13 protein-coding genes are annotated in these 13,801 nt (G+C 43.0%); 5 read left to right on the forward strand and 8 right to left on the reverse strand.

What is annotated here, in order from left to right; genetic code table 11:
- Nucleotides 1–215 precede the first annotated feature (215 nt).
- On the reverse strand, nt 216–1,082 hold the full coding sequence (locus SSCH_RS16470) for a PocR ligand-binding domain-containing protein (protein ID WP_052835421.1): 867 nt from the start codon (nt 1,080–1,082) through the stop codon (nt 216–218).
- Nucleotides 1,083–1,657: 575 nt separating this feature from the next.
- Here SSCH_RS16470 and SSCH_RS07105 point away from each other — a divergent pair.
- The 4 genes from SSCH_RS07105 to SSCH_RS07120 all read left to right on the forward strand — a co-directional run bounded on the left by SSCH_RS07105 (nt 1,658) and on the right by SSCH_RS07120 (nt 3,512).
- Complete coding sequence (locus tag SSCH_RS07105; protein ID WP_052835422.1) at nt 1,658–2,383, forward strand: MBL fold metallo-hydrolase; 726 nt, start codon at nt 1,658–1,660, stop codon at nt 2,381–2,383.
- A 358-nt stretch (nt 2,384–2,741) separates the two neighbouring features.
- Nucleotides 2,742–2,972 (forward strand): hypothetical protein, encoded by a 231-nt coding sequence (locus SSCH_RS07110; RefSeq protein ID WP_232294277.1) that lies wholly within the window; start codon nt 2,742–2,744, stop codon nt 2,970–2,972.
- 118 nt (nt 2,973–3,090) lie between these two features.
- Nucleotides 3,091–3,324, forward strand: a complete 234-nt coding sequence (locus SSCH_RS07115; RefSeq protein ID WP_044664862.1) for a hypothetical protein — start codon at nt 3,091–3,093, stop codon at nt 3,322–3,324.
- Nucleotides 3,321–3,512 carry a helix-turn-helix transcriptional regulator gene (locus SSCH_RS07120; RefSeq protein ID WP_044664863.1) on the forward strand — a complete coding sequence of 64 codons (192 nt, stop codon included), beginning with the start codon at nt 3,321–3,323 and terminating at the stop codon, nt 3,510–3,512. Before SSCH_RS07115 ends, SSCH_RS07120 begins: the two co-directional genes overlap by 4 nt.
- Before the next feature lie 213 nt (nt 3,513–3,725).
- Here the strand turns inward: SSCH_RS07120 and SSCH_RS19090 are convergent, their stop codons facing one another.
- Nucleotides 3,726–5,900 carry a M56 family metallopeptidase gene (locus tag SSCH_RS19090; RefSeq protein WP_052835423.1) on the reverse strand — a complete coding sequence of 725 codons (2,175 nt, stop codon included), beginning with the start codon at nt 5,898–5,900 and terminating at the stop codon, nt 3,726–3,728.
- Nucleotides 5,897–6,256: a BlaI/MecI/CopY family transcriptional regulator gene (locus tag SSCH_RS07135; protein ID WP_044664864.1), complete on the reverse strand. Its 360-nt coding sequence runs from the start codon at nt 6,254–6,256 to the stop codon at nt 5,897–5,899. The genes SSCH_RS19090 and SSCH_RS07135 overlap by 4 nt, the downstream gene beginning before the upstream one ends.
- A 770-nt stretch (nt 6,257–7,026) precedes the next feature.
- Here SSCH_RS07135 and SSCH_RS07140 point away from each other — a divergent pair.
- A complete protein-coding gene (locus SSCH_RS07140) occupies nt 7,027–8,367 on the forward strand; it encodes a serpin family protein (RefSeq protein ID WP_052835424.1) in 1,341 nt (446 codons plus the stop codon).
- 44 nt (nt 8,368–8,411) lie between these two features.
- Here SSCH_RS07140 and SSCH_RS07145 read toward each other — a convergent pair whose 3' ends face one another.
- The 5 genes from SSCH_RS07145 to SSCH_RS07165 all read right to left on the reverse strand — a co-directional run bounded on the left by SSCH_RS07145 (nt 8,412) and on the right by SSCH_RS07165 (nt 13,746).
- Nucleotides 8,412–10,388, reverse strand: coding sequence for an ABC transporter permease (locus SSCH_RS07145; RefSeq protein ID WP_044664865.1), 1,977 nt, complete (start codon nt 10,386–10,388; stop codon nt 8,412–8,414).
- On the reverse strand, nt 10,381–11,148 hold the full coding sequence (locus tag SSCH_RS07150) for an ABC transporter ATP-binding protein (protein ID WP_044664866.1): 768 nt from the start codon (nt 11,146–11,148) through the stop codon (nt 10,381–10,383). The genes SSCH_RS07145 and SSCH_RS07150 overlap by 8 nt, the downstream gene beginning before the upstream one ends.
- A 114-nt stretch (nt 11,149–11,262) precedes the next feature.
- Nucleotides 11,263–12,276, reverse strand: coding sequence for a sensor histidine kinase (locus SSCH_RS07155; RefSeq protein WP_232294278.1), 1,014 nt, complete (start codon nt 12,274–12,276; stop codon nt 11,263–11,265).
- The gene (locus SSCH_RS07160) at nt 12,273–12,944 is read right to left on the reverse strand and encodes a response regulator transcription factor (RefSeq protein WP_044664867.1); all 672 of its coding nucleotides are present in this window, start codon (nt 12,942–12,944) and stop codon (nt 12,273–12,275) included. Before SSCH_RS07160 ends, SSCH_RS07155 begins: the two co-directional genes overlap by 4 nt.
- 202 nt (nt 12,945–13,146) lie before the next feature.
- On the reverse strand, nt 13,147–13,746 hold the full coding sequence (locus SSCH_RS07165) for a damage-control phosphatase ARMT1 family protein (RefSeq protein WP_052835425.1): 600 nt from the start codon (nt 13,744–13,746) through the stop codon (nt 13,147–13,149).
- Nucleotides 13,747–13,801 lie beyond the last annotated feature (55 nt).

The raw sequence follows: 13,801 nt of genomic DNA on the forward strand, positions 1-13,801 counted from the left end.
AACCTGGAGGACCATTGTAACCAATAAACAAACCCCAGTAGTACCAAGTACCATGGAAAACCAGTAATTTTAACTGCTCTTTACAGCAAAGATAAAATTTCAATTATAGTATGCTTGCGGCTCAGCTTTTACCCCCCCCGAAACAAAACGTAACGCACGAAGCCGACCCATCTCAACCTGCTCATAGGAGAGGATATACTGCCCTCTGCCAGCAACTAGCATTTAGATTTATTGAACCTTTTTTTAAAAGCAAGAGGCGACATCCCTACGTTTTTCTTAAAGACCCGGGAAAAATAGTTAGCATCTTCATACCCTACAGTTCCGGCGATAACAGAAATGGACAAGTCACTTCCCTTTAAAAGATCCTTTGCTTTATTTATCCTGGCCTCAGTGAGATAAGAGGTAAAGGTTTGCTTCTGTTCCTCTTTAAAAATATGAGAAAAATAAGAGGGGCTTATGTGAACCATTTGGGCAACACCTTCAAGGGTTAGGGGTTGGTGATAATTAGTTGCAATATACTCAACCGCATCCCGCGCCAATTGACGAGCATCCTTTAAACCATCGCCTGTAGATGGTTTAAAGTGGCGGAAACCTATATTGCCGAGGGCATAGAGTGCTTCACCAAGCATCCGGATCTCTTCATGGCTTTTCACAGGTATTTCCTGATAGAACTGCCTTAAGAGTTCCTGATTCAGCCCTAAATCCTGTAGCTTCTCCAAAACCTGTGTAGTGCTACAAGAAGGAGTAATGACCTCCCCTGTTGCCAGTGCTCCAAAAGAACCTGCATCACCTTGCAGAGGAACAGCAAGAACAAATAACCCTGCGTGGCAGGGAAAGAGATGGTAAGTCCCCTTGTCAAGATGAGCACACCTGACAGCAGTTTCCCGGCATCTCCTGTACCCCAAGGGGTGGGAACGAACAAGACCGCAGAACCTGCTCTGCTGCTTTTTAACAGGGGTGCAGATATAGGTGCCGGAGCAGTCGACAAATTTGACCCAAATCCGGTGAAGCCAACTCAGGCTTTCCAGAGCTGGCTGAATGGCATCAAAAACCCCCGGCAGGAATGTGTTCCCTATGACCATAATAATCACCCCCCTTCATCCTATTCGCTGGGGTTAAAGGTTTTCCTTTCGAGACGTCAAGTGCGTAAAATGACTGGGCCGTTAACACCTAAGACAAACCTGCTCAAATCTTAACACCGCATAAAAGAAAGGAATCTTGGCGGGATGTTAACTTGAGATGACCCGGCTTAATAGTAATTGTTGCATAAGTACTCATGGACCTACAGGATACAAAAACTGCAATGGGATTTTTCAGGGGTAATTGTTGCCTTATGTTCCCACAGGCGCCCAGGTTAATACCCAATGTAGACTCTATGCCGCCCTGGCACCACCGACAGAGGATGAAAACAGTGGCCAAAGTCAATGTCAAGGAACCTGGGAAAATGATTTTTCACAACTTCCAGACCTCCGACATCTAGTTTCCGACCTCTATTTTCAGGAAAGACCCCTAACTAAACTTATTACATGTATGCAGGAAAAAACTCGTGCTATTTTCGTAAAATAATCCAGAATAATAGAAAGACTATCTAGAGACACCGGTGCGCCAAACCGCTAATATAAAACCAGCAAATATTTATTTTAAGGGGGCACAAGTTATGTCATCAGAGAAGATAACTTTAAAAGAAGTGGATGAGATCTGTATAACAATTTTGATGGATAACACCGTTGATCTGTTAATGGCTGATCGTAATATCGCCCAGAGGTTTCATGTCGGTAAAGACCGCGTTACAACCATTGCAGAGCATGGTTTTTCTGCATTGGTCAGGGTGAGATGTGGAGACAAACAGGAAACAGTTTTGCTTGACACAGGAATTAGCCCTGGTGGAGTACTTCACAACATGGAAGTATTGAATGTCGAAACATCTGAAATCCAGGCAATTGTCCTCAGCCACGGTCACAACGACCATACTATGGGGCTGCCGAACCTTCTGGAACGGATGAGTCCAAAAAACGTACCTGTAATTGTGCATCCGGATGCATTTCTTGAGAGAAAAATTGTATTTCCTGATGGAAGTGAGTGGAATATTTCAGGCCCCAGAATAAATGATTCAAAGCAAAACAAGTTTACATTCCTTAAGAAGAACGGCCCAACCTTACTGGCTCATGATAGAATTCTCATATCCGGCGAAATTGACCGCATTAACGATTTTGAAAAAGGATTTCCGCTTCATTACACAAAACGTTCAGGCAAATGGGAGCAAGACCCCTTAATCAAGGATGATCAATGCCTTATAGTAAACGTGCGCAACCAGGGTCTGGTAATCATTACCGGCTGCGGGCATGCGGGAATTGTCAATTCCATCTGCTATGCCCAAGCCTGACGGGAATCAGAGATGTCTGCGCAGTAATCGGGGGATTCCATCTTACGGGAGGAATTTTTGAGAAAATCATCCCTGCCACAGTAGCTGAATTGAAAAGAATCAATCCCCGTTACATAATGCCCGGTCACTGCACCGGTTGGGCAGCAATACATAAAATTGCAAATGAGATGCCAGAAGCCTTTATTCCAAATAATGTTGGCACTAAGCTCTATATTACGGGGTTCTAATCAGGGCAGACACCCGCCCGAGTAACACTGGCAGAGAATGCAAACAATAGCAAAACATTGAATGCATCGGGCATCAGAAAAGGCAAGGACAGGGACAGGCTCCGTTCTCTCTTCCCCGCCCTTCCATTGGGGTGTTCCCTTTCAACCGAAATGTTGTGATGAAAGCCACCCGCACCTACCTTTTTCAGAAAATCAGAGAACTACAGCTCCAGGGGAGGCGAATCTTCGGCATCCACATCGAGGTCTTCAGCGCCTATAGAACCAACGATGCAGATTCACCTGAATATACCTGCCAGGCAGCGCTGGTTAACGCCCTGGCGCAGAGCATTATCAAGTCATTCAAGTTAAAGCAGAGTTATTGACAAAATTAGCGATTTCAAAGATAAGGGCCATTCGACGCAATGTAAAAAGCTCTTTACATTTCAGTGTGCCATGACTATAATAAATGTAAAGACTACTTTACATGGGGAGGTTATTTGGATGTCCTTTTTAAAAAAGTTAGGTTTTGAAAAAGGCGATGAACGCACAATTTATATTGGCTTTCATGCCGGACGGGTTACCTTCATATTTACAACAGCTGTCCTGCTTGTCTGGTCGCTGCAAGAAATATTGAGCACAGGCAGCTTATCGATTCAATTTGCTGTTCTTTGTGCATCTCTGGTTGTTTTCTGGTTATCGTACATCTACTATACAAAGAAGTTCGGTGGAAAATGAAAAATAAACTGAAGGAACTGCGGCAAGAACGCAATCTGACACAGGAAGAACTTGCACAGGCACTAGGTGTAACCAGACAGACAATCATTGCTGTTGAGAACGACAAGTATGACCCGACTTTCAGGTTGGCATTGAAGATTGCACAGTTTTTTGAAGTTTATGTCGAGGATATTTTTATATTAGAATGATACGCGGAAGACGCGGGGACGGTTCTCGCGTCTCACTCGCGTCTCAGCCGTTGGATAAAGAGATGCATTCGTTGCTTGAAGATATACAGCAAAAACCGTCTCCTTGCCACCGATCCGCTTTTAAACGCGGTGATACCGGGCATAGACTTTGCCTGCTGGCTACGGATCCTCTCGCTAATTTGAATAAAGCAATAAAGCAAGCCTGGCCCTGCCTTATGTCAGCTTAATAACCTCACCTGAATGAGAATGAAGCGAAACTCCCTCTTGATTATTGGCTTTTAAATGCTGAATAAGGTTTTCTCTTTGCAGAGTGATAATATCATTATAATTTCCATAGTGGTTTAATATCTTATCTGCTAAACCCGGTATGTTCTTGCCCGATACAGGCATTGTGCAGTATTGCCTGATAGATTTTTCGAAGAGGGAGCCATCCTGAGCTTGTTTATATTCTTCCAAAACATAACTGCCTTCATCGCTTTTACGATAGGTTATTGCTGCGGGAATAATGCCGCCCGTTTCTTCAGATAAAGCTTTATCATAAAGCCTATATGTTGCGCTGTAAGTGGTCACAAAAACCTTAAGCTTATTACCCTCTTTATAGCTCCCAAAAATTTTAGGAGCAGCAATAGTAAAACCGTGGCGGGGGTCAGAGTGCTGCATTACTTCTGTGTCATAAACCAGTTTTTCAATATGGTTGCTGCCAGCGTAAACAAAATCGGGAAGCTTCGTTTCTTGCCGAATAGACAAGGAAGAAAACCACTCCTGCGGTGACAATGTTTCATCAGTTACGTTGTTCCTATTGCCCAAAATCTGCTTGCATAATCTCATCATAATCTGACCGCGCAAATCGTCGTTCCCACCCTTTTCAAATTGAGCAAGCATATAGTATAGAGCTTCTTCACCTTCTTTTAAAATATCTCCATATTCATCCTGATGGGCATCCATATAATCTTGCGGATTTGAAGATCCCTTTGGGGAGGACACGATAATTTCTAATTTTTTCTCTACCACTGCTGAAATCCGATTATCTGCACCGCCGACATCACTAGAGGAATAATCCAACATACCCAGGAATTTTGCGAATTCTTCTTGGCTTTGAGCAAACTGACGCACATCCCCGCCCATGTGGTCATTAGCCCAATCCCTTGTATACTGCATCAGATAATCATTTCTATCATCTGTTAATTTAAAATCGACACTGTCAACATTCCCGATCAGTGAAAACATTATAATTGCATTTTTCTCGAAAGCTGCCTGATGCGGCAATTCAGCATAGTACTCTCTTGTTTCTGTATCTGTCTTTAAATTTACTGTAACAGCATATGGAGCGCTTTCGGTATGAAGTTCAAGATAATCATAGTTAACTTTATCTGGAAAATTGAGCAATCTTATGATGTTACTAACCTTTGAGGCATCACCCACATATTCTGTTTTGTATTTTAAAAACTGTTCAGCAGGGGTCAAAATCTTCACTTTATCTTTCGGATTTGTCACCAATCCGATCAGCGCAAGAGCTACCACAACGACCGCTACAATAATTACCCAAAACGCCGGTTTTTTGTAATTGAGGATGTTTTTTATTCTTGATTTTACATTGCTTTCGCCAAAAGCTAAGGGAATTATTAAGCCGCTTTGTTTTGCGGAAAGAGTAAGCAGTGCAGTGGAGTAGCTCCCCCGGACATCTTCATCTGTATCTCTCATAACACTTTCATCGCAGGACATTTCCATATCCTTTGACATAAGGAAGTAACAAAACCAGATCAATGGATTGAACCAGTGCAGGGTAAGTGCCAGATATGCCACAGGTTTTATAAGATAGTCATAGCGTTTAATATGTGTCTGCTCATGTTTTAAGATATAGTCCAGCCCATCTCCGGTAATTCCTGTGGGGATATAAATTCTCGGTTTTATCAATCCCAGAACAAAAGGGGTTTGAATGCGGTCCGTTTCAAAGATATTATCTTTGACAAAGGTAGCAACACTAAGTCGATGCTTTAATCTGAAATAGCTCACTGCTCCATAACACAAGAGAACAGCGATGCCCACAAGCCAGATTATAGCTGTAATATCCATGACAATAATCATAGGATCTGCGCTTGCCGCCGGATTTACAGGTGATGCATTGTTGATTATTTCCATTCCACTGTTAATGGCAGGAGTTTGCGAATAGACTATCTCCTGTGGAATAGAAGCGGGTTTTGAAGGTATCAAGCTTAAACTGCTTTCCAACGAAAATGGACAGATGAGACGAAACAGAACGACCAACCAAAGGGCATACGAAAAGACCCTGGGTGCTTTTTTGAGGAACACCCGGACAAGCATAACAGCCAAGGCTGCATAGCTTGCAGTAATGCTCATCTTAAGTATGGGAATGAATAAATCGGTCATTTCACCGCCTCCTCTATCATTTTCTTAATTTCCTGCGCCTCCTTTTTGGATAGTTTCTTGTCTTGCAGGAAGGTTGCCAGAAATGCTGGAAGCGAACCGTCAAACGCCTTCTCTAAAAGAACATCACTCTCGTATTTTTGCACCTGTTCCCTTTTGACCAGTGCAGTAACTGTAGCGTTTTCATTTTTCAGGATACCCCGTTCGGAGAGCTTTCGAATCATATTGTAGGTGGTGGGCTTTTTCCAGCCCAATTTGGAATGGCATATTTTTGAAAGCTCTGTAGAGTTTATCGGCTCAAACTCCCAAATAATATCCATAAATTTATACTCCGCATCAAAAAGTTTGCATTTTTCCATCTAAATAACCCCCTTGGTTTGCTATAACAAACCTTTGTGAGATTAGTTTATCAGGACAAACCTTATTTGTCAAGATGCCCCGGGGATGCACCGGGGACGGTTCCTTTTGCATTTCTGAGATGATGCAACGGGGACAGTCCCCCTTGCACGAGCCTCTTCGGAATTAGCATGAGGCAGTGCCTGCAAGCTGCCATACCTCCGGGTTCTAGCATCTATTTTTCAAGCAGCAATAAAGCAAGCCTTGCAAAATGAGATGTGGGAAGTGGGAAGCGGGAAGTTGGAAATGGGAATAGATGTCGGAGGTCGGGAAAATAATTGTCTTGTTGCGTGGACGTAAAACCCACGAATTTCCGAAACACTTGCTGACCTGAATAAAGCAAAAGTAAGTTTGGCAAAAATGGATGTCAAAGGCCGGATGTTGGAGGCTGGAAAAATAAGGTGCATAAATGGTGACTGTCACCTGGCATTTGTCACCTGGCATTTTCCCTGGTGAATAAGGCGAGTATTCAAGCCTGCCCTTGACATGACGATTTAAATATACAAATTAAATGTAAGTTCTGTTAAGCTCTAGCGTAGTTAATATAGAGCCGATTCCGGAAGAGGAGAAACATGTGAAGGAAAACTTAACTGATCTGAGCCGTGAGGACAGTTCTCGCACGAGACGCGGGGACGGTTCTGCTGTCTCGCTGCTGTCTCACAATCTGAGACGCGGGATACGATGGGACGGTTTTGGTGTCCCCACTGGCGTCTCAAAAATGGGAGGGGTTTACGTGAAAAATATTTTTCAACACTATTTGTATCGCCGCTCTTGCGGCGAGATGGAGGTTTGCATGAAATGCAGACTTTCCATCTGCCTGATGGCCTTTATTTGCCTGTCGCTGGTGTTTTCCGGGTGCGCATCCACAGGCGGAACCTGCGAAGCATCTGACCTGATGGCCGATATCCATGCGGCTAAGCGACCAGCATCGCCGGCTCCGCCAGATGAAGCCATCAGCAAGGAAATCAATCGGTTTTCGGCTGAACTGTTAAAAGCATCCGCCGCTAATGAGGGTAATGTTATGATTTCGCCGGCATCAGTCTATCTGGCACTGGCGATGACCCTGAACGGCGCCGATGGTGAGACCAAGGCAGCAATGCTGAAGGTTCTGGCTGATGAGGGGTTGACGGTCGACATGATCAACAAAGCAAGCCGCAACTGGACCAATCTGCTGACAAAAACAGGCAGCAAAACGACATTGACAATCGCCAACTCGATCTGGTTCGACGATAATTTCACACCATACAAGCCGTTCCTGCAAAGCAACGCCGACTTTTTCGCTGCCGATGCACGCAAACTTGATTTCCAGGATAAAGATACGCCGCAGATCATCAATGACTGGGTTAAGGATGCTACCAGGGGCACGATCGACAAAATCGTCGAGTCGATCGATCGGGATGTAGTCATGTACCTGATCAACGCCATCTATTTCAAATCCGACTGGCAGACACCCTTCGAAAAAAATAATACCCGCGACCGGACATTCACCACACCAAACGGTACTGTCAAGACGGCGTTCCTGCACCGGATCGGCCAGATGGCCTACTTCTCCGATAACGAGGCCACCGGTATCGCGCTTCCGTATGATGACGGACAGTTTGCCTACTTTGCCCTGCTGCCTGATGGTCAGACGACACCACGCCAATGGCTCGCCAAGCAGGATCAGGCATCCCTGTTCGATAATATCGCCGGAATGATATCCCAAAAGGCCAATTCCAATGTTGAACTCGCCATGCCGAAGTTCGAGGCGCACTACGAGGACAGCCTGCTCAATGAGCTGACACAGCTGGGCATGGAGATCGCCTTCGACCCAAACCGAGCTGATTTTTCGCAGATGAACGAACAGCACACCAAGGACCTGTATATCAGCGAGGTCGTGCACAAAACCTTCATCAGGGTTGATGAGAAAGGCACCGAAGCCGCAGCCGTGACCTCTGTTGTTGAAGATAAAAGCTGCATGCCGATATCCAACAAACAGCTGATATTAGACAGACCATTCCTGTACGGTATCATGGATCTCAAGACAGGCATGCCGCTCTTTGTCGGCATCATGGAGAATCCGGCGGCAAAGTGAAGCTTTGCGTCTTTTGATGACAACGGGATGTATTGAACAAAACTCTAACTCACAATATGATAATAAGTTCTCGCAGTCAGGGCATAGACGATGACATAAAAAACTGCGAAAACAAGGATAGTTACAGCTGTACACCCGGCATAAAGCTGTACATTGGTCAGATTTAATACTTCAAGCATTTTAGTTATTACTTTAAAGGCAAATGCTATATGAATTACCGCTGTGACCAGGGGCAAGAAAAACACAGTTAAGACCTGGCTCTTGATAGCCTGCTTAACTTCAGCACGACTCATACCCACCTTTTGCATAATTTCAAAACGCTCCCGGTCATCATAGCCTTCAGCGATCTGTTTATAGTAGATGATCAACACAGTAGCCATAATAAACAACAACCCTAAAAATATGCCGATAAAAAACAACCCGCCATAAAGGGAATAAAAGCTTTCCCTTGAGCTTTCTGCTCCCTCAACATAACCATCTGCCTTAATCTCCTGTACAGCTTTTTGCAGTGTACTGACAAGGCTTATTTGGGCATCTCTGTCACCGTCAACATCAAAGGCGTAATGGTAGGAAAGCTCCCCCATATCACCCTGGACAGCGCTGAGTGAGTTATATATCTGTTGGATAGTATCAAAATCGTCAACAATTAGATAGTAACTGTTATTCACCATGGCAGACATTCTGCCCTCTGTTTCCAAAGTGGGCAGCCGGTCTTTGATGGACAGCTCAAAGCCGTTAAAGCTTATAGTGTCACCAGGAAGATCCCCCCGCAGAGTATAGAGAAGCGCCTCACCACTGGACAGGGATACAGATTTGTTCTCCATTTTGTTATAATCATCAGCTGTAATACAGACCACAATTGCGATATTATCAAAAACATAATTACCTGAATGGTCAGCGGTAAAGCTGGCGCCGTTTTGGAGTGTAGTAAAGCTCATCGGGCGATAGCGGATAACATCCTTTTGAGAAATATCAGCAGCTTTCGCCTGCTCTTCAATGGCAGCATCCAACTTGATTGCTTGCTCATCTGAAACATTTAAAGCGCTGACAATAATATTTCTGGGATACCTGGTGCGTAAGACATCCTCCATTCCTATATACATGGAAACTGTTGTGGAAAGCATCACAATCACTGCTGTGGAAAGGATGCAGATGTTGGCAAGTCCTGTGGCATTCTGCTTCATACGATAAATCATGCCTGAAACCGGGATAAAGTGTTTTAACTGATAATAATACTTATTATTCTTGCGCAGCATTTTCAACAGTGCAATACTTCCCGCATTGAACAAACAGTGTGTTCCTATCATAGCCAAAACAACAGCAACAAAAAAGAGTTGTAGTGCTGCCAGTGGAGATTCAGTGGTCAAGGCAATATAATACGCAATACCCAGTGTTACTACACCAATGATGGCTATTAGCCAGTTGGCCCTTGGCTCTTTTTCGCCTACATTCCCGCCCTGCAGCAACTCAATAGGCTTGGACCGAAACACTTGAAAAATATTATTAATAAGATTTAGTATAAAAATTCCGCCAAACAAAACTGTTGTATAAATCACGGCAGCAATTGGTATCTCAAAGCCAAAGGTTACTTCAAAAGAAATGATCTTAAAGAGCAGCAGAATCATCAGCTTGCTGAAGAGGATTCCTGCCGCAAGCCCTACGCATAGACTTATCACTGCAGCAAACAGGGTTTCCCAGAACATAATTTTGGCAATATGCTTCTTCTCCATACCCAGAATATTAAACAGGCCAAATTCCTTTTTGCGCCGTTTAATTAAAAAACTATTGGTATAAAATAAAAATATCACCGAAAAAACGGCAATTACCCCTGCTCCCAGGGATAAGACAGCCCTTAAACTTGCGCTGTCGCTGAGATTGCCTATATCTTTGGCCACCACTAAAAAGCGCATATTATAAAACATCATGATTGTACAGATACAGGTTAATAGATAAGGAATATATGTTTGCGCGTTCTTTTTTAGATTATTTACTGCGAGTTTGAGATAAAAAAATCTATTCATTTCGGACACCACCTGTCGTGAGCAGGGTGAGTGTATCGGAAATTTTCTGATACATCTCTTCATTGGACAAAGAAGCTTTGTAAAGCTGATGGAACACCTCACCATCCTTGATAAAGAGAACCCTTTGGGCATGGCTTGCATTTTTTATGCTGTGCGTAACCATCAGAATGGTCTGCCCATCATCATTTATTTCGTTAAACAGTCTTAACAATTCACTGGAAGCACGAGAATCAAGGGCACCTGTTGGCTCATCCGCAAGAATCAGCTCTGGTTTTGTAATCAGTGCGCGGGCGATAGCTGTTCTCTGTTTTTGGCCGCCCGATACCTCATAAGGAAACTTTTTCAGAATATCTTCAATGCGGAGTCTTTTCGCAATAGGGTTTAGCCTTTCATTCATCTCATCATATGATTTCCCCGCCAAAACAAGCGGTAAAAAGATATTGTCCTTGATAGAAAAGGTATCAAGTAAATTAAAGTCTTGAAAAACAAAGCCTAAATTATCCCGTCTGAAAGCTGATATTTCCTTCTCTTTAATCGATAAAATACTTTTTCCATTCAATAACACCTCACCGTTTGTCGGCTTATCGAAGCCTGCAATAATATTAAGCAGTGTCGTTTTGCCTGAGCCGGACTCCCCCATAACAGCAACATACTCACCCTGCTCTATGGAAAATGTCACATTGGTCAAGGCCTGGACCGGATTTCCACCAAACCTTGTTGTATAAATTTTCTTTAAGTTATTGACCTCTAAAAGCGGCATTGTTATTCCCCCAGTATTCATTCATTTAATCAATAGTAGCAAAAAGAGAAAATGATGAGCCATTGTTCTAGCTTACATTTTCTCTTTCAATCTTACATTTCAGTAAGGTTTGAGTTAATCTGCAGCTATATCAGCAGTATCAAGCCCGATTTTCACTTTAGTACCCTTACCGACCACAGATTCAATGGTAATGGTGTGTGACATTTTATTTAAAATCTGCTTACAGAGAAAGAGCCCGATTCCGGTAGACCTTTTATCTGACCGACCAATGTACCCCGTAAAGCCTTTTTCAAAAACCCGCGGCAGATCCTCCTGTTCAATGCCGATCCCTGTATCCTCGATCACTAATGTATCAGGTAATCCACTATCCATATAAATGGAGATTTCACCGGCACCGGTGTATTTTAAGGCATTAGACAGTATCTGTTCCACAACAAAAACCAGCCACTTCTCATCGGTCAAAACATTACAATTTAAATTCCCGTAATTCAGCTTGATCTTTTTGCGGATAAAGAATTTTGAGTATTTTCTTATCGCTTGTTTCACAATATCATCAAGTGAATACCTTTTGAACATTAAATCAGAACTCATATTCTCCAGGCGCAGATACTGCAGCACCATCTCCACATACTGTTCCACCTTAAACAGCTGCTCCAAAAGCTCACTATTTATGTCAGACTGCTCTGACTGCAGAAGCAGCCGCATGGCAGCAATAGGTGTTTTGATCTGATGAGCCCAGGTGGTGTAATAATCCACCATATCGGCAAAATCCTTTTCCTTCTGATTGATAATCTCTGTGCGGTCGTGATCAATTATTTTAATTAAATCCTGATAATCATCTTCAATCAGGTCCTTTGCGGTGGGAAACATATAATCAGAAACGGTAATACTATTTCTCAAATTCTCAAGCATGGTGTGCCTTTTATAAAACCCCGCAAAATCAATAATGGTAATTACTAAAATAAAAACACCTGCCAGAAGATAAGCATAGCCTACAGCTTCCCAAGGCAGGGAGTAGAGTGAAAAAACCAATAAAAAAATGCCGAAGGACACCAGGACAGTAACAACAACTGTCATCTTTCCTTTCAGATATGCACCTAAAATACATGCAAATTCTTTTAAGATCACTCCACAAGATAACCAAGGCCTTTCTTGGTTTTAATGAAATTATCAAGCCCTGCTTCTGCCAGTTTTTTGCGCAGGCGGGTTATATTAACTGTCAGGGTATTGTCATCAACAAAATTATCACTTTCCCAAAGGTGCTGCATGATCTCCTCACGAGAAACCACTTTCCCGTTGTTTTCCATCAGCAGCTGCAGAATTTTATAGTCATTCTTTGTCAGCTCTATTTTTTTATTTTGATAGGTCAGGGTTGCATCGCTGAGATTTAGGACAGCTCCATTGTGTTCAATGATATTTACCTGTCCTTGAAAAGAGTATGTACGCCGCAGCAGTGCTCCCACCTTCGCTGTAAGAACATGCAGATCAAAGGGTTTGACAATAAAATCATCCCCACCCATATTAATAGCCATCACAATATTCATATTGTCGCTGGCTGATGAGATAAAGATCACAGGTACCTTAGATATTTTGCGTATTTCACTGCACCAATGAAAGCCATTAAAAAAGGGAAGCATCACATCAAGCAGAACCAGCTGCGGCTCAAATTGGATGAGCTGCTCTATAATATTTTTAAAATCGGTAACATAGATAACATCATAATCCCATTTACTTAGATGATCCTTGATCGTTCTCGCAATGGTAATGTCATCTTCAATGATCATAATTTTATACATAGACATTCCTCATAAACATTCCTCCAGCAGGCAGTTTACACCCTTGTGCCATGTACACTTTTATAGATATAGTGTCATCAGGTGTTGACTTTTTAAAACCATAAAACCCACTGGCCTTGGATATTCTGAACAGAGGCAGTTCTAGACAGTGTTATATTATTAGACACTGTATAATAACTCTCCTTTTTTACCCCGCAGCGTTTCAGTCCCCGATTCTTTTTAGCACCAGGTCACCGCTCTCACAGTCCAGGTCATAAGCGATGACCGGGCATTTAACTTTAAGAAGGAAGAAGATCTTTTTGCCACTTATCTGACTCAGTGTTTCATAATTTGCCTGTCCCTTGGCAATAATCAGATCCGAGCGTTCAAATTCCTTTTGAAATGCGGGTGAGCAGGTTTCCAAAATGGTGCCGGGAGCATCACTGCCATTGTCGATCACTCGCAGCAAATCGCATAGTCCTGTTTCCATCGCATCTTCCATAGTTGCGTCATTGATGATTGGCTTCCCTTTTACGACATAGGTAATGTTGTCAGTGGGTACCACTTCAAGCAGCAGGTGATCAAAGACGATTTCACCGGCGTTATCACCAAGATAGAGGATCCTCGAACTTTCTTGAATGGCTTTTTCCAATTCTTCAGCTCTGTTATAGCGTAGGGGCTGATCAATACAGTCCTGCACTGTATTCCTGACCTCTTGATGGGTTATATCTGCTCTGGGACCAAAATCAATAATATTTCCCGCAATAGCAATTTTAACTGCAGTTTCAAACGGTTTCGCCGAATCTTGAATTATTTTGCGCATTTCTCCACTTCATATCTAAAGAGAGCTGATTGAATTCTTTTTCAAAGCGCGGTTA

The sequence above is a fragment of the Syntrophaceticus schinkii genome, assembly GCF_000946815.1.
GTDB lineage: Bacteria > Bacillota > DSM-12270 > Thermacetogeniales > Thermacetogeniaceae > Syntrophaceticus > Syntrophaceticus schinkii.

Excerpts from the sequence above, each read along its gene's own strand:
- SSCH_RS16470 (WP_052835421.1), bottom strand. The coding sequence starts at position 1,082 with ATGGTCATAGGGAACACATTCCTGCCGGGGGTTTTTGATGCCATTCAG.
- SSCH_RS07105 (WP_052835422.1), top strand. The coding sequence starts at position 1,658 with ATGTCATCAGAGAAGATAACTTTAAAAGAAGTGGATGAGATCTGTATA.
- SSCH_RS07115 (WP_044664862.1), top strand. The coding sequence starts at position 3,091 with ATGTCCTTTTTAAAAAAGTTAGGTTTTGAAAAAGGCGATGAACGCACA.
- SSCH_RS07120 (WP_044664863.1), top strand. The coding sequence starts at position 3,321 with ATGAAAAATAAACTGAAGGAACTGCGGCAAGAACGCAATCTGACACAG.
- SSCH_RS19090 (WP_052835423.1), bottom strand. The coding sequence starts at position 5,900 with ATGACCGATTTATTCATTCCCATACTTAAGATGAGCATTACTGCAAGC.
- SSCH_RS07135 (WP_044664864.1), bottom strand. The coding sequence starts at position 6,256 with ATGGAAAAATGCAAACTTTTTGATGCGGAGTATAAATTTATGGATATT.
- SSCH_RS07145 (WP_044664865.1), bottom strand. The coding sequence starts at position 10,388 with ATGAATAGATTTTTTTATCTCAAACTCGCAGTAAATAATCTAAAAAAG.
- SSCH_RS07150 (WP_044664866.1), bottom strand. The coding sequence starts at position 11,148 with ATGCCGCTTTTAGAGGTCAATAACTTAAAGAAAATTTATACAACAAGG.
- SSCH_RS07160 (WP_044664867.1), bottom strand. The coding sequence starts at position 12,944 with ATGTATAAAATTATGATCATTGAAGATGACATTACCATTGCGAGAACG.
- SSCH_RS07165 (WP_052835425.1), bottom strand. The coding sequence starts at position 13,746 with ATGCGCAAAATAATTCAAGATTCGGCGAAACCGTTTGAAACTGCAGTT.